Consider the following 14298-nt stretch of genomic DNA (forward strand, 5'->3'; position numbering starts at 1 on the left):
GGGCCGTGAAGCGCGTGCTGCTGTTGGGGCTGCTTCTGCTGCCCGGTTGCAATGCCCTGCTGACGGAAGGCACGGCCGATCTCGCCGGTCTTGCCGGCGCCGGGATCTCCAAGGCCGTGACCGACAATGGCGCGGTCGCCGCCGGTATCGGCCTCGGCGTGCAGACCGTGGCGCGGGCCGGGCTGCAGTACACGCAGCGGCGGATGCAGCGTGCCGAGCAGGACAGCATCGCGGCGGCGGCCGGGCCGCTCCGCATGGGGGCGGTGGCGAGCTGGTCGGTCAGCCACGCCATCCCGATCGCCGACAACCACCAGGGCGAGGTCACGGTCAGCCGCGAGATCGGCGCCCTGGGGCTGGCCTGCCGCGAGATCGTCTTCTCCGTCCAGCGCCAGCCGCCGCCGGCCGAGGTGCAGGCCAGCGCCGTGCCTCCCATCGCGCCGCAACCGCCGGCCGGCCCCGGAGTGGCCGCCGCGCCGTCGCCGGAGAAGGACTTCTACACCGCCATCATCTGCCGCCAGGGCGAACGCTGGAAATGGGCCAGCGCCGAGCCTGCCACGGAGCGGTGGGGCTCCCTGCAATGAGGCTGGCGCTCCGCGCCGGCGCCCTGCTGCTCGCCCTGCCGCTGCTCGGCGGCTGCGAGATCGCCGGCGGCATCGCCGGTGGCGCCAGCGGCCTGGTGACCGGCGCCGTGACCACCAATGTGGCCGTCGGCTACGCGGTCGGCCTCGGCGTGCGGGTGGCGACGGACGCCATGGTGGCGAGCTGGATGCGCGGCCTCCAGCAGGACGAGCAGGACGCCATCGCCGCCGTCATCGGCGACCTCGGGCCGGAGGAGGTCCGGCCTTGGAAGGCCGGGCATGGCCTGCCCTTCGGCTACAAGGACGCCGAGGGAACGGTGCGGCTGGTCCGGCTGCTCGACACGCCCCTGGCGCAATGCCGCGAGGCGCTGTTCACCCTGGCGGGCGAAACCCCCGAGGGCCCGCCCGCCGGGATCTTCGTCACCACCGTCTGCCGGCAGTCGGAGGGCTGGAAATGGGCCATCGCCGAACCGGCCGTGGAGCGCTGGGGCGCGTTGCAGTAGCCCCGCTGAACGGCCAAGCTTGGCAGAGCCGCGCCGTGGCGCCATACCGGGCGTCTCCATGGGAACATTGCCGGAACCCTTCGCCCGCTGGTTCACCGCCCGCGGCTGGCGGCCCCGCCCGCACCAGCTGGCGATGCTGGAGGCGGCGCGCCAGGGCCGCTCCGCCCTGCTGGTCGCGCCGACCGGCGGCGGCAAGACGCTGGCCGGCTTCCTGCCCAGCCTGATCGAACTGGCCGGGGCCGATGCGGGGGAGCGGCTGCACACCCTCTACATCTCGCCGCTGAAGGCGCTGGCGGTGGACATCGCGCGCAACCTCCTGGCGCCGATCGAGGAGATGGGCCTCACCATCACGGTCGAGACCCGGACCGGCGACACCCCGGCCAATCGCCGCGCCCGGCAGCGGCAGGCCCCGCCGCAGATCCTGCTGACCACGCCCGAAAGCCTGACCCTGCTGCTATCCCTGCCGGATGCGGCGGCCTTCTTCGGCGGGCTCAGGCGGGTGGTGGTGGATGAGGTGCACGCGCTGGCCGGCACCAAGCGGGGCGACCAGCTGGCCCTCTGCCTCTCCCGCCTCTCGGCCCTGGCGCCCGGCTCCTGCCGTGTCGGCCTCTCCGCCACGGTGGCGCATCCGGAGGCCATCGCCGCCTGGCTGGCGCCGGATGCGCGCGCGGGGTCCGTGGCGCAGGTCCGCGCCACGGGCGGCGCGGCGCCGGCGCTCGATGTCATCCTGCCCGCCGGCAAGCTGCCCTGGGGCGGGCATATGGGCCTGGCCTCGATGCCCGATGTCTATGAGCGGCTGCGCCGGGCGGCGGTCAGCATCGTCTTCGTCAACACCCGCGCCCAGGCCGAACTTTGTTTCCAGGCGCTGTGGAAGCTGAACGACGACAACCTGCCGATCGCGCTCCACCACGGCTCGCTCACCATCGAGCAGCGCCGCAAGGTCGAGGCCGCCATGGCCTCGGGGCGGCTGCGCGCCGTGGTCGCCACCGCCTCGCTCGATCTCGGCATCGACTGGGGCGCGGTGGACCAGGTGATCCAGGTCGGCGCGCCCAAGGGCGTGGCGCGGCTGCTGCAACGGGTCGGCCGCGCCAATCACCGCATGGACGAGGCCTCCTCCGCCCTGCTGGTGCCGGCCAACCGGTTCGAGGTGATCGAATGCCGCGCCGCCATCCAGGCCGTGGCGGCGGGCGAGGTGGATGGCGATCCGCCGCGCCCCGGGGGGCTCGACGTGCTGGCGCAGCACATGCTGGCCATGGCCTGCCACGGCCCCTTCCACCCGGACGAGCTCTTCGCCGAGGTGACGCGCGCCGCGCCCTATGCCGCCCTCTCCCGCCGCGATTTCGACGACACGCTGCGCTTCGTGGAGGATGGCGGCTACGCGCTCGCCGGCTATGAGCGGTTCCGCAAGCTGTTCCGCGACAGCGAGGGCCGGCTGCACCCGCGCAACGGCCATGTGGTGCGGCAGTTCCGCATGAACCTCGGCACCATCGTCGAGACGCCGCTGATGAAGGTGAAGCTGCGCGGCGGCCCGGTCCTGGGCGAGGTGGAGGAATGGTTCGTCTCGACCCTGGAGCCGGGCCAGTGCTTCGTCTTCGCCGGCCGGCTGCTGCGCTACGAGCGGCTGGAGCCCATGGCCGTCGTCGTCTCGCCGGGTGGCGAGGGCGAGCCGCGCGTGCCCGCCTATGCCGGCAGCCGGATGCCGCTCTCGACCCATCTGGCCCGGCGCGTGCGCGCCATCCTGGCCGATCCGCGGCAATGGCGCGCCCTGCCCGAGCCGGTGCGGGAGTGGCTGCGGCTGCAGCGCCATGCCTCCGAGCTGCCGGATCGCGAGGGGCTGCTGGTCGAGACCTTCCCGCGCGAGGGGCGCTGGTTCCTCGTCGCCTATGCCTTCGAGGGGCGGCTGGCGCATCAGACGCTCGGCATGCTGCTGACCCGGCGGATGGAACGGATGGGCCAGGCGCCGCTCGGCTTCCTGGCCACCGACTATGTCATCGCCACCTGGTCGGCCTTCCCGCCCACCGACCTCGACCATCTCTTCGCCGAGGATCTGCTGGGCGAGGAGCTGGAGGAATGGATGGCCGACAGCTCCATGCTGCGCCGGACCTTCCGCAACATCGCCACCATCGCCGGGCTGCTGGAGAAGAACCATCCCGGGCAGGAGAAGTCCGGCCGGCAGATGACCATGTCGGCCGACCTGATCTACGACGTGCTGCGCCGGCACGAGCCCGACCACATCCTGCTGCGCGCCACGCGCGCCGAGGCGGCGGCGGGCCTGACCGATGTCGGCCGCATCGGCGCGCTGCTGGCGCGGGTGCGCGGGCGCATCCGCCACGTCGCGCTCGACCGCGTCTCGCCGCTGGCGGTGCCGGCGCTGATCGAGGAGGGTCGCGAATGGGTCTCCGGCAGCGCCGAGGACGCGCTGCTGGCCGAGGCCGAGGCGCTGGTCGAGGAGGCCACCGACGGCGCCGACCACTTCACCGGCAGCCTGGGCCTGGAGATGCTCTATCCGCCAGCGCCGGAACCGCGCCCGCCCCGCACGCGCCGCCCCCGCCCGGCGCGCCGCGCCAGCCACCGCCTGCGCCACGGCGCCGTGTGAAGAACCCCCTTCCCGCCCGCCCCGCCCTCCGGTAACGCAGTTGAAGCAATGATTTCCGCGCCCTTCCACCTCGCCGGCGAGCGCCTGGCCCTCGATCCCGCCGGGGTGCTGTTCTGGCCCGCCCGCAAGCTGCTCGCCGTCGCCGATCTGCACCTCGAGAAGGGCAGCCACTTCGCCATGCGGGGCCAGATGCTGCCGCCCTATGACACGCGCGAGACCCTGGCGCGGCTGGCCGCGCCGTTGCGCCGCTACGCGCCGGAGCAGATCGTCTTCCTGGGCGATTCCTTCCATGACGCGGCCGGCGCCGGCCGCCTGGCCACGGCCGACCGCGCGGCGCTCGGCGCCCTGCTGGCCGGGCGGCAGGTGTGCTGGGTGCTGGGCAACCACGATCCCGTGGCGCCGGCCGGCCTGCCGGGCGAGGCGGTGGAGGAATTCCGGCTCGGCCCGCTGGTGTTTCGCCACCAGGGCGTGCCGGGCAGCGGCGCCGGCTTCGAGCTGAGCGGCCATTTCCACCCCAAGGCCAGCATGCCGACGCGCTGCGGCCCGGTGACGCGGCCCTGCTTCCTGGCCGATGCGCGGCGCGTGCTGCTGCCGGCCTTCGGCGCCTATACCGGCGGGCTCGCCATCACCGCCCCGCCCATCGCCGCGCTCTTCCCGCGCGGCGGCCGCGCCTTCCTGCTGGGGCGCGAACGGCTGTTCAGCGCGGCGGTGGGGCCGATGCGGCATCTGGCGGCGGCCATGGCCATGCCGGCGCCCGAACCCACATCCATCGCATGAGCGAGCCCCTTTCCCTCCTGTGGCTGCGGCACGACCTGCGGCTGGCCGACCATCCGGCCCTAGCCGCCGCCGCGGAAGGGCAGGTGCTGCCGGTTTATGTTTTGGACGAGGCGGCGGCCGGCCGCTGGGCGCCGGGTGGCGCGGCGCGCTGGTGGCTGCACCACTCCCTGGCCGCGCTCTCCGCCGCCTACCGCGACCGTGGCGTGCCGCTGCTGCTGCTCCAGGGCGAGGCGGCGCGGCTCCTGCCCCGGCTGGCCGAGGAAACCGGCGCCGCCTCCATCGCGGTGAGTGCCGGCATCGCCCCCTGGGCGCGCGCACAGGAGGCGGCGGTGGAGGCGGCCCTGGCCCGGCAGGGCCGGAGCCTGAACCGGCATCCCGGCGCCACCCTGCTGCCGCCCGATCGGCTGCGCACCGGCCAGGGCAGGCCCTATTCCGTCTACACCCCCTTCGCCCGCGCGGCCCTGGCCCTGGGCGAGCCGCCGCCGCCCCTGCCGGCCCCGGACCGGCTGCGCGGTCCCGCCCGGCCACCAAAGGGCCTGGCGCTGGAGCGGCTCGGCCTGCTGCCGCCGCGGCGCGAGGGCGACTGGGCCGCCGCCTTTCCCGAATACTGGACGCCGGGCGAGGCCGGCGCCGAGGCACGGCTGCGCGAGTTCCTGGAGGACGGCCTGCCCGACTACGCCCGGGGCCGCGACCGGCCGGGCGAGGACGGCTCCTCCCGCCTCTCCCCCCACCTGCACTGGGGCGAGATCTCGCCCCGCCGGCTCTGGCACGCCACGCGCGGCGGCGGCGCCCCCGCCGGAGCGGCCGACACCTTCCTGCGCGAGATCCTCTGGCGGGACTTCAACCACAGCCTGCTCTGGCACCGCCCCGAGATGCCGGAGCAGCCGTTGCGTGCGGCCTACCGCGACTTCCCCTACGAGCCCGACCGCCGCCTGCTGCGCGCCTGGCAACGGGGGCTGACCGGCTATCCCATCGTCGATGCCGGGATGCGCCAGCTCTGGAAGCATGGCTGGATGCACAACCGCGTGCGGATGATCGCCGGCAGCCTGCTGGTGAAGCACCTGCTGCAGCCCTGGTGGGAGGGCGAGGCGTGGTTCTGGGACACGCTGGTCGATGCCGACCTCGCCAACAACAGCGCCAACTGGCAGTGGATCGCCGGCTGCGGCAGCGATGCCTCGCCCTATTTCCGCGTCTTCAACCCCGTGCTGCAGGGCGAGAAGTTCGACCCCGAGGGCAGCTATGTGCGGGACTTCGTCCCGGAACTGGCGAAGCTGCCGTCACGGTGGCTGCACCGCCCCTGGCAGGCCCCGGCGGCGGTGCTGGAGCAGGCCGGGCTGCGCCTGGGCGAGACCTATCCGGCGCCGGTGGTGGATCACGAGAGCGGGCGCGCGCGCGCCCTGGCGGCGCTTCGTTCGTTGAAGGCGGGGAGATGACCGGACCGTCCTTCGCCCTGCTGACCCGGCTCAAGCACGACTTCAGGGGGCTGCGCGTGGTGGGCGACGTGCATGGCGACGCCCGCGCCTTCGCCAGCGCCATCGAGGGCGCGGCCGAGAAGCGGCTCTTCGTGCTGCAGCTCGGCGACCTGACCGACCGAGGGCCGGACAATCCCGCCACCCTGCGCATGGCCTTCGACCTGCTGGACAGCGGGCAGGGTCTCTTCATCCTCGGCAATCACGACCACAAGCTGCGCCGCGCGCTGGCCGGCGCCATGGTCCGGCCCGACCCCGAGGGGCTCGGCGTCACCCTGGCGCAGCTCGAGGCGGCCCCGGACGGCGCGGCGCTGAAGCAGCGGGCGCTCGCGGCCATCGCCGCCGCCCCGGCCTGGATCCGTCTCGGCCCCTGGCTCTTCGTCCATGGTGGCTTTCATCCGCGCATGCTGCGCGAGCCCTCGCCACCCGATGCCGGCTCGGCGAAGCCGGAAGGGCTGGTCCCGCGCGCCCTGTTCGGCCAGGTGACAAGCCGGACGCGGGAGGACGGCTATCCCGAGCGGCTGCACAATTGGGTGCACCGCATCCCCTCGGGCATCACCGTCTATTGCGGCCACGAGCTTCGCAGCCTGAACGGCCGCCCCTTCGTCGCCGTCTCCGCCGCGGGGGGGCGCGCCGTCTTCCTCGACACCGGCGCCGGCAAGGGCGGCCACCTCTCCTGGATCGACCTGCCCTGGTAGGAAGCCCGGCGCCCATCGCGTTCTCCGTTCGCACCGGCTCACGGCAAACGCGCTGTGTCATGAGCTCGATCGCGTGAGTCACGCCTTTCGGTGAAGCCACCTCAGGCGATCACGCTCTACTGCGGCGTGATGCCGGCGTCCTTCACCACCTGGATCCAGCGCTCGACATCGGCCGCGATGCGCCGCCGCAGCACCTCGGGACCCCGCTCCTCCGGCGCCGGGGCGGTCGTCGCCAGCTCGGCGAAGCGGCTGGCCACGGCCGGGCTGGCCAGCGCCGCCTCGACGGCCTCCCCCAGGCGCCGCGCCGCCGGAGCCGGGATGTCCCTGGGCCCGACGATGGCGTTCCAGATCACCATGTCGAACTCGGGCACGCCGGCCTCGGCGAAGGTGGGCACATCGGGCAGCTGCGCCAGGCGCTGGCTGCCGGTCACGGCCAGGGCCCGGGCGGTGCCGCCCCGATGGGCGGGGATCATCGTCACTGTCTGGTCGATCACCGCGTCCACCGTGCCGGAGGCCAGGTCGCTCATCGCCGGGCCGGCGCCGCGATAGGGCACCAGGGTCGCCTGCAGCCGGGTCAGCGACAGCAGATAGGCGGGCGCCAGATGGCCGGTGGTGCCGGTGCCGGGCGTGCCGAAGGTCACGCCGTCCCCGCGCTCGCGGATGCGCGCCAGCAGCGTGCCGAGATCCCGCGCGCCCGACTTGTTGCTGGCCGCGATCACCATCGGCACATTGGCGACGATGCCGATCGGCGTCAGGTCCTTGCGGGGGTCGAAGCCCAGCTCCTTCGTGATCGCGACATTCGCGGCCAGCGAGCCCAGGTTGCCGAAGCCGATGGTATAGCCATCGGGCGCCGAGCGCACCAGGCGCTGCATGCCGACGATGCTGCCGGCGCCGCTGACATTCTCGACGACCACGTTCTGGCCGAGGGTCTCCGCCATGCCCTGCGCCATCAGCCGGCCCAGCGCGTCGAGCGTGCCGCCGGGGGCGGAGGGCACGATCATGGTGACGGTGCGGGCCGGGAATTCCTGCGCCACGGCGCCGTCGCCGCAGCACAGCGCCAGGACCGTCGCGATCCAGAACCTGCGTCGCATGGACAATCTCCTTCCTGTGTCGTCGAGGCTTCTTCGTCGGGCAAGCCCGAGGGCCGCCCGCCTCGGCCGGTGCATTGCCGGTAGCCCACCCCGATTTTGTCTGTCAATCTTACGAAGCATTGCCGGACGCCTCCAGGGGCCATAAGCTCCGGTCCGGGACGAAACCGACCGGACGCGGAAGGCGGCCGGCGACGCCAGGAGTGCCAGGAATGAGCAAGCCCATCCCGCAATCCGCGCAGCGCGACCGCGTGCGTAAGACGGTGCCGGCGCTGGTCGCCTACACGGAGGGCGTGGTCTACAGCGATCTCTGGGAACGCACCGATCTCTCCAAGCGCGACCGCAGCCTGGTGACGGTGGCGGCCCTCGCCGCCACCTACCGGCCCGAGCAGCTCAGCGTGCATATCGGCCGCGCCCTCGACAACGGCGTGACACAGGAGGAGATCGCCGGCGCCATCACGCATCTCGCCTTCTATGCCGGCTGGCCCGCGGCGATGTCGGCGGCGCAGGTGCTGACCGAGGTGCTGGAGAAGCGCGGCGGACCCACGGCATGAAGGTCGGGTTCATCGGGCTTGGCACCATGGGTGCCAGCATGGCCGCCAATCTCGCCCGCGCGCCGGGCGTCGAGCTTGTCGTCCACGACATGCGGCGCGAGGCGGCGGCGAAGCTGGAGGAAGGCGGCGCGGGCTGGGCCGCGACGGCGCGCGACCTCGGCGCCGCCTGCGAGGTCGTCTTCACCTCCCTGCCCGGCCCGAAGGAGGTCGAGGCGGTGGGAGCCGAGCTGATCGCCACGATGGCGCCGGATGGCGTCATCGTCGATATCTCCACCAACGCCGTGTCCGCCGTGCGGGCGCTGCACGCGGCGGCGGCGGCGCGCGGGCTGCATGTGCTCGACGCGCCGATCAGCGGCGGCCCGCGCGGCGCCGCCACCCGCAAGCTCGCCTTCTTCGTCGGTGGCGACAGGGACGTTTTTGACCGCGTGCGCCCGCTGCTGGACGCGATGGGCGACCGCGCCATCCTGGTCGGCGACATCGGCGCCGGCAGCATCGCCAAGCTGGCGCACAACCTCTCCGGCTATGCGCTGAACGCCATCATGGCCGAGGTCTTCGCCATGGGTGCCAAGGCCGGGCTGGAGCCGCTGGCGCTCTACGCCGCCATCCGCCAGGGCGTGCACGGCCGCCGCCGCACCTATGACGGCGTCACCGAGCAGTTCCTGCCCAACAGCTACGACCCGCCCGCCTTCCAGCTGCGGCTCGCGCACAAGGACGTGTCTCTGGCCTGCGCGCTGGGGCGCGAGGTCGGCGTGCCGATGCGCTTCGCCGCGCTGACGCTGGAGGAGATGACGGAGGCGCTGAACCGGGGCTGGGGCCACCGGGATTCCCGCTCCGCCATGCTGCTGGAGCTGGAGCGTGCCGGCGTGCGGATCGCCGTCGACCGCGCGGAGATGCAGGCGGTCATCGACGCCGATGGCGCGGAGCCGCCGCGCCGGTGACGGGAGGCTAGTGACGGGAGGCCAGTGACGGGAGGGAGGCGGGGGGATCGCCCTCCCGACTCCGCCGCCTCAGCCCGGGCGGTTGCCGCCGCCCAGGGCCTCGCCGGCCAGGCGCTCGGAGAACTGCGCCATGGCCGTGTGGTCCATCCCCGGCCCCAGCAGCTTCACCGCGCTGGCCCACATCTCCCGGCACAGCGCCGAGAAGGGCGCCGGCGTCGCCGTGTCGCGCGCCACTTCCAGCGCCACGGAGACATCCTTCGCCATCAGTTCCAGCCCGAAGCCGGCATCGAAGCGGCGCGACAGCACGAACTGCTTGAACTTCTTCTGCGTGCTGTTGTTCATGCCGGTGGAGTTGTTCAGCACATCGACCATCTGCGCCGGGTCGAGGCCGAAGCGCTGGCCGATCAGCAGCGCCTCGACGCCGATCAGGAAGCCCGCCGCGCCCATCAGGTTGTTCAGCGCCTTCATCGCCTGGCCGGCGCCGACGCCGCCGACATGGGTCAGCGTCGTGCCCATGGCACGCAGCAACGGCTCCGCGCGCTTCACCTCGGCCTCCGCGCCGCCGATCATGATGGCCAGCTCGCCGCTGACGGCACGTGGCACGCCGCCCGAGACCGGGGCGTCGATCATCGCGACGCCCTGCCCCGCCAGCGCCTCGGCGAAGCCGCGCGTCGCCGTCGGCACGCCGGAACTCATCTCGATCACCAGCGCGCCGGGCGCGAGCGCGTCGCGCATCGCCGCGACGGCCTCGCCGACATGCTTCGAGGTGGGGAGGATGGTGATGACGGCATCGGCGCCGCGCACGGCGGCCGCCGCGTCCGCCGCCGCCTCGCCGCCGACCTCCTGGGCGAAGCGCGCCGCGCGCTCCGCCGCCACGTCGCAGGCGACGACCTGGAAGCCGGCGCCCACCAGCCGGGCGGCCATCGGCCAGCCCATATTGCCGATGCCGATGAAGGCGACGCGATGCGGCGCGCCGCCCTGCACGGGGGTGCTCACTTCTTCGCCGGCTCGCCGGTCAGCGCGCCTTCCTTGACCAGCACCTCATGCGCCGCCTTGAAGGCATCGAGCCCGGCCGGGATGCCGCAGTAGACCGTGGCGTGCAGCAGGATCTCCTTGATCTCCTCGACGGTCAGGCCATTGGCCAGCGCGCCCTTCACATGCAGTTTGATCTCCGGCGTCTTGCCGAGCGCGGTCAGCATGGCGAGGTTCAGCATCGAGCGCTGCTTGCGGTCGAGGCCGGGCCGGGTCCAGGCATAGCCCCAACACCACTCCGTGGTGATGTTCTGGAACGCCATCATGAAGTCGTCGGCGCGGGCGATGCTGCCATCGACATACTCGGCGCCGAGCACGGCGCGGCGGACCTCAAGGCCCCGTTCGAACAGATCTTTCTCGGACATCGTGATCTCCCTTCAATGACCTGAATGTAGATAGCTGTATGATTGTCTGTCAATAATGGAGAATACTATCCGGCCGCCGGTCTTTCGCTGGACGCCACGCACCCGCGTCGCCAGATTGCGGAAGGCGGAGGCGGCGGGAGCTTCCGCAAGGATACGGGACTGGAATGCCGGACGATTCTTTGCAGATCACGCCACAGCCGGTGCGGCGCCAGGTGGAGGAGCGCCTGCGCGACGCCATCATCACCAGCCGCTTCATGCCGGGCGAGCATCTCTCCGACCGCAAGCTCTGCGACCTCTTCGGCGTCAGCCGCGGCGTGATCCGCGAGGCGGTCCGGCTGCTGGAGGCGGAGGGGCTGATCGTCGTCGTGCCCAACCGCGGCCCCTTCGTCGCCTATCTCTCGGCCGCCGAGGCGACCCAGGTCTACGAGGTCCGCTCGGTGCTGGAGGCGCTGGCGGGACAGGGCTTCGCCGAGCGCGCCTCCACCGAGGAGATCGCCGAGCTGCGCGCCGTCTTCGAGGAGATCGCCGCCACGCCGCCGGGCGCGGACCGGATGGTCCTGCTCGGCCTGAAGCGCCGCTTCTACGACGTGCTGCTGCGCGGCTGCCGCAACACCTACGTGGCGCGGATGCTGGATCAACTGCTGAACCGCAATTCGCAGCTCAGGGCCACCACCCTGTCCGATCCATCGCGCCTGCCGCACACCGTCGCGGAGATCCGCCGCATCGTCGAGGCCGTCGAGCGGCGGGACCGCGAGGGCACCTGGCAGGCCTGCCGCGAGCATGTGATGCAGGCGGCGCAGGTCGCGCTCCGCATCCTCAACGAGCACGCCGCGGCGGCCACCAGCCGGCCGGCCCCGGCGCCAGGACCGGCCCCACACCCGGCCCCAATCCCGCGCCGCCGGTCCCTCTGAACCCTCACCGCACCGAGGAGAAGCCCGTCGGCTGCAGGATCAGGTTGCTGATGCTGGCGACGATGGCGCCGTCGCGCTCCGTCTCGGCCCGCTTCGCGATCCATTCCGGGTCGGCCTGGAAGGCGTTCCACTTCGCCTCCCGCTCCGCCAGGGATTCCCACTCGAGCAGGTAGTAGAGATCCTGGTTGGAATCGCCGATGGCCACCGTCCAGAACCCCGCCTGGCGGATGCCGTGCTTCTGCCAGATGCTGTTGATTGCCACTGAGAGCTGACCCGGGGTTGCCACGGAGATCTGACCCGGGTTGTGGATGCGGGGTTTTCAGATCTCGTCAGGTCGGCTGTGGTTTCCTTTCAGGCTGGGCCTGGGTGGCGGAGCTGTTCCTGAAGCGGAAGCTGTCGTTGCCGGTCTCCAGGATGTGGCAGTGGTGGGTGAGCCGGTCGAGGAGTGCGGTGGTCATTTTGGCATCTCCGAAGATCGCCGCCCACTCACTGAAACTGAGGTTGGTGGTGATGATGACGCTGGTCTGCTCGTAGAGCTTGCTGAGCAGATGAAACAGCAGGGCACCGCCTGAGGCGCTGAACGGCAGGTAGCCCAGCTCGTCGAGGATCAGCAGGTCGGCATGGAGCAGGCGGGCCGCGATCTGTCCGGCCCTTCCGGCGGCTTTCTCCTGCTCCAGCATGTTGACCAGCTCCACCGTGGAGAAGAACCGCACCCGCTTGCGGTGGTGCTCGACCGCCTGGACGCCGAGCGCGGTGGCCACGTGGGTCTTGCCGGTGCCCGGTCCGCCGACCAGCACGATATTGTCGGCGCTGTCCATGAAGGCACCGGCGTGGAGCTGGCGCACCAGGGCCTCGTCGAGGTGGCTGCTGGCGAAGTCGAAGCCTGTCAGGTCCTTGTAGGTAGGGAACCGGGCAGCCTTGAGCTGGTAGGCGATGGAGCGGACCTCGCGCTCGGCGATCTCGGCCTTGAGCAGCTGCGACAGGATGGGGATCGCGCTCTGGAAGGCAGGCGCGCCCTGCTCGGTCAGTTCGGCCGCGGCCTGGGCCATGCCGTGCATCTTGAGGCTGCGCAGCATGATGGCGATGGCGGCGGCCGCCGGGTCATGACGCATGGCGGCCTCCCTGCCTCGGGCGCAGGCTGTCGTAGCGGGCCACATTGGCCTTGGGCTCCTGTTCCAGCACCAGGGCCTGGGGCGCCTCGATCGGCGGCGCCTGGGACGCGGTGCCATCGGTCAGCCGGTGCAGCAGGTTCAGGATATGGGTCTTGCTGGCGACCCCGGCCTGCAGCGCCATCTCCACGGCGACCAGAACGGCCTGCTCGTCGTGCTGCAGCACCAGGGAGAGGATCTCGACCATCTCCCGGTCGCCGCCGGACCTGCCGTGCAGCTGACGCTGGAGCTGCCGGAACGCCTCCGGCAGTTCGGCGAAGGGGGCGCCGTTCCGCAAAGCACCGGGTTTGCGCTGGACCACCGCCAGGTAGTGGCGCCAGTCGTAGACGGTTCGGCCTTGCCCGTGGTGCGACCGCTCGATGATCCGCTGGTGCTCGCAGACGACGGCCCCCTCGGCCACCACCAGGATGCGGTCGGGGTAGATCCGCAGGCTGACCGGCCGGTTGGCGAAGGAGGCGGGCACGCTGTAGCGGTTGCGATCAAAGTGCACGAGGCAGGTGGGCGAAACCCGCTTGGTCTCATCGACGAAGCCGTCGAACACCCGCCGGACCGGCATCAGGCAGTCCACCTCCTGCCGCCAAGCTGCAGCGACGCTGCCGGGCTCCACCCCGTGCGGCATCTCCTGCCAGAGGGTAAGGCATCGCTGCTCCAGCCAGGCATTCAGCGCCGCCAGGCTGGCGACCTGCGGCATCGGCTGCCACAGCCGGTGCCGGGTGTCCTGAACGTTTTTCTCGACCTGACCTTTCTCCCAGCCCGAAGCTGGATTGCAGAACTCGGGCTCGAACAGATAGTGGCTGGCCATCGCCAGGAAGCGGGCGTTGATCTGCCGTTCCCGGCTCTGGCCGATCCGGTCCACGGCGGTGCGCATGTTGTCGTAGATGCCGCGCTGCGGCACGCCGCCCAGCACGCGGAAGCCGTGGTTGTGGGCGTCGAACAGCATCTCGTGCGTCTGCAGCAGGTAGGCTCGTACCAGGAAGGCCCGGCTGTGGCAGAGCTTGAGGTGGGCGACCTGCAGCTTGGTGCGCTCGCCGCCGATGACGGCATGCTCCTCGCTCCAGTCGAACTGAAACGCCTCGCCTGGGCCAAAGGCCAGCGGCACGAAGACACCGCGGCCGGAAGTCTGCTGCTGGCGAAGCCAGTCGTCGCGCCAGGCCCGCACGAAGGCGGCGACCCGCCGGTACGAGCCGTCGTAGCCGAGCCCGGCCAGCTCGGTGTGGAACTGCCGCGCGGTGCGTTTCTGTTTACGTGGCCTCCGGCCATCCGTCCGCAGCCAGGCGGCCAGCCGCTCGGCAAAAGGATCCAGCTTGCTGGGCCGATCGGGGGTCCTGAACACAGGCTCCACCGCCTCGGACCGCAGGTACTTGCGGATGGTGTTCCGCGACAGGCCGGTCCGGCGGGCGATCGCGCGGATCGACAGGTGCTCCCGGAAATGCCAGCGCCGGATCACGCTCAACAACGCCATGTCCAACACTCCCGCTGCCCCCGCCCAAAAGGCTGAGGCTAGCGTCCGAACATGGGTCAACTCTCAGTGGCAATTTCACCCCAAACCGGGTCAGCTCTCAGTGGCAATCAACAGCCAGATGCCGAGGGTGATGGTCTCGAAGCGCTTCAGCAGGGCCG

General features: G+C 71.8%; 15 protein-coding genes. 9 read left to right on the forward strand and 6 right to left on the reverse strand.

Annotated features, from left to right (window positions below):
- The first annotated feature begins 5 nt into the window (after positions 1-5).
- From ACF3NH_RS17275 to ACF3NH_RS17300, 6 genes are read left to right on the forward strand one after another with little or no spacing between them, the layout of a single operon-like run.
- Complete coding sequence (locus ACF3NH_RS17275; RefSeq protein ID WP_370591910.1) at positions 6-581, forward strand: hypothetical protein; 576 nt, start codon at positions 6-8, stop codon at positions 579-581.
- Positions 578-1081, forward strand: coding sequence for a hypothetical protein (locus ACF3NH_RS17280; protein WP_198364702.1), 504 nt, complete (start codon positions 578-580; stop codon positions 1079-1081). Before ACF3NH_RS17275 ends, ACF3NH_RS17280 begins: the two co-directional genes overlap by 4 nt.
- Positions 1082-1139: 58 nt before the next feature.
- The gene (locus ACF3NH_RS17285) at positions 1140-3677 is read left to right on the forward strand and encodes a ligase-associated DNA damage response DEXH box helicase (protein ID WP_422924437.1); all 2538 of its coding nucleotides are present in this window, start codon (positions 1140-1142) and stop codon (positions 3675-3677) included.
- 48 nt (positions 3678-3725) lie between these two features.
- On the forward strand, positions 3726-4454 hold the full coding sequence (gene pdeM, locus ACF3NH_RS17290) for a ligase-associated DNA damage response endonuclease PdeM (protein WP_198364700.1): 729 nt from the start codon (positions 3726-3728) through the stop codon (positions 4452-4454).
- Positions 4451-5887: a cryptochrome/photolyase family protein gene (locus ACF3NH_RS17295; protein ID WP_422924439.1), complete on the forward strand. Its 1437-nt coding sequence runs from the start codon at positions 4451-4453 to the stop codon at positions 5885-5887. Before pdeM ends, ACF3NH_RS17295 begins: the two co-directional genes overlap by 4 nt.
- A complete protein-coding gene (locus tag ACF3NH_RS17300) occupies positions 5884-6621 on the forward strand; it encodes a metallophosphoesterase (RefSeq protein WP_198364698.1) in 738 nt (245 codons plus the stop codon). Before ACF3NH_RS17295 ends, ACF3NH_RS17300 begins: the two co-directional genes overlap by 4 nt.
- A 116-nt stretch (positions 6622-6737) precedes the next feature.
- Here ACF3NH_RS17300 and ACF3NH_RS17305 read toward each other — a convergent pair whose 3' ends face one another.
- Entirely contained in the window at positions 6738-7712 is a 975-nt protein-coding gene (locus ACF3NH_RS17305; RefSeq protein ID WP_422924442.1) for a Bug family tripartite tricarboxylate transporter substrate binding protein, read from the reverse strand.
- Positions 7713-7921: 209 nt separating this feature from the next.
- Here ACF3NH_RS17305 and ACF3NH_RS17310 point away from each other — a divergent pair, with 209 nt between their 5' ends.
- Both ACF3NH_RS17310 and ACF3NH_RS17315 read left to right on the forward strand, forming a co-directional pair.
- Positions 7922-8263: a carboxymuconolactone decarboxylase family protein gene (locus ACF3NH_RS17310; RefSeq protein WP_198364696.1), complete on the forward strand. Its 342-nt coding sequence runs from the start codon at positions 7922-7924 to the stop codon at positions 8261-8263.
- Positions 8260-9201: an NAD(P)-dependent oxidoreductase gene (locus tag ACF3NH_RS17315; RefSeq protein WP_198364695.1), complete on the forward strand. Its 942-nt coding sequence runs from the start codon at positions 8260-8262 to the stop codon at positions 9199-9201. The genes ACF3NH_RS17310 and ACF3NH_RS17315 overlap by 4 nt, the downstream gene beginning before the upstream one ends.
- Positions 9202-9270: 69 nt before the next feature.
- On the opposite strand, the gene ACF3NH_RS17320 is transcribed toward ACF3NH_RS17315, so the two are convergent.
- Positions 9271-10197, reverse strand: a complete 927-nt coding sequence (locus tag ACF3NH_RS17320) for an NAD(P)-dependent oxidoreductase (RefSeq protein WP_422924445.1) — start codon at positions 10195-10197, stop codon at positions 9271-9273.
- Positions 10194-10598 carry a carboxymuconolactone decarboxylase family protein gene (locus ACF3NH_RS17325; protein ID WP_198364694.1) on the reverse strand — a complete coding sequence of 135 codons (405 nt, stop codon included), beginning with the start codon at positions 10596-10598 and terminating at the stop codon, positions 10194-10196. Before ACF3NH_RS17325 ends, ACF3NH_RS17320 begins: the two co-directional genes overlap by 4 nt.
- A 164-nt stretch (positions 10599-10762) precedes the next feature.
- On the opposite strand from ACF3NH_RS17325, the gene ACF3NH_RS17330 reads away from it, so the two are divergent.
- Positions 10763-11509, forward strand: coding sequence for a GntR family transcriptional regulator (locus ACF3NH_RS17330; protein ID WP_422924447.1), 747 nt, complete (start codon positions 10763-10765; stop codon positions 11507-11509).
- A 4-nt stretch (positions 11510-11513) separates the two neighbouring features.
- Here ACF3NH_RS17330 and ACF3NH_RS17335 read toward each other — a convergent pair whose 3' ends face one another.
- The 3 genes from ACF3NH_RS17335 to istA all read right to left on the reverse strand — a co-directional run bounded on the left by ACF3NH_RS17335 (position 11514) and on the right by istA (position 14140).
- Positions 11514-11771 carry an NIPSNAP family protein gene (locus ACF3NH_RS17335; protein ID WP_422924449.1) on the reverse strand — a complete coding sequence of 86 codons (258 nt, stop codon included), beginning with the start codon at positions 11769-11771 and terminating at the stop codon, positions 11514-11516.
- A 67-nt stretch (positions 11772-11838) separates the two neighbouring features.
- Positions 11839-12621, reverse strand: a complete 783-nt coding sequence (gene istB, locus ACF3NH_RS17340) for an IS21-like element helper ATPase IstB (RefSeq protein WP_419900795.1) — start codon at positions 12619-12621, stop codon at positions 11839-11841.
- Positions 12611-14140, reverse strand: coding sequence for an IS21 family transposase (gene istA, locus ACF3NH_RS17345; protein ID WP_419900794.1), 1530 nt, complete (start codon positions 14138-14140; stop codon positions 12611-12613). Before istA ends, istB begins: the two co-directional genes overlap by 11 nt.
- Between the last annotated feature and the right edge of the window lie 158 nt (positions 14141-14298).

Source organism: Pseudoroseomonas sp. WGS1072, from assembly GCF_049340465.1.
In the GTDB taxonomy this organism is placed as follows: Bacteria; Pseudomonadota; Alphaproteobacteria; order Acetobacterales; family Acetobacteraceae; genus Pseudoroseomonas.

Excerpts from the sequence above, each read along its gene's own strand:
- istB (WP_419900795.1), bottom strand. The coding sequence starts at position 12,621 with ATGCGTCATGACCCGGCGGCCGCCGCCATCGCCATCATGCTGCGCAGC.
- ACF3NH_RS17305 (WP_422924442.1), bottom strand. The coding sequence starts at position 7,712 with ATGCGACGCAGGTTCTGGATCGCGACGGTCCTGGCGCTGTGCTGCGGC.
- ACF3NH_RS17325 (WP_198364694.1), bottom strand. The coding sequence starts at position 10,598 with ATGTCCGAGAAAGATCTGTTCGAACGGGGCCTTGAGGTCCGCCGCGCC.
- ACF3NH_RS17315 (WP_198364695.1), top strand. The coding sequence starts at position 8,260 with ATGAAGGTCGGGTTCATCGGGCTTGGCACCATGGGTGCCAGCATGGCC.
- ACF3NH_RS17310 (WP_198364696.1), top strand. The coding sequence starts at position 7,922 with ATGAGCAAGCCCATCCCGCAATCCGCGCAGCGCGACCGCGTGCGTAAG.
- ACF3NH_RS17295 (WP_422924439.1), top strand. The coding sequence starts at position 4,451 with ATGAGCGAGCCCCTTTCCCTCCTGTGGCTGCGGCACGACCTGCGGCTG.
- ACF3NH_RS17300 (WP_198364698.1), top strand. The coding sequence starts at position 5,884 with ATGACCGGACCGTCCTTCGCCCTGCTGACCCGGCTCAAGCACGACTTC.
- istA (WP_419900794.1), bottom strand. The coding sequence starts at position 14,140 with ATGGCGTTGTTGAGCGTGATCCGGCGCTGGCATTTCCGGGAGCACCTG.
- pdeM (WP_198364700.1), top strand. The coding sequence starts at position 3,726 with ATGATTTCCGCGCCCTTCCACCTCGCCGGCGAGCGCCTGGCCCTCGAT.
- ACF3NH_RS17330 (WP_422924447.1), top strand. The coding sequence starts at position 10,763 with ATGCCGGACGATTCTTTGCAGATCACGCCACAGCCGGTGCGGCGCCAG.
- ACF3NH_RS17280 (WP_198364702.1), top strand. The coding sequence starts at position 578 with ATGAGGCTGGCGCTCCGCGCCGGCGCCCTGCTGCTCGCCCTGCCGCTG.
- ACF3NH_RS17285 (WP_422924437.1), top strand. The coding sequence starts at position 1,140 with ATGGGAACATTGCCGGAACCCTTCGCCCGCTGGTTCACCGCCCGCGGC.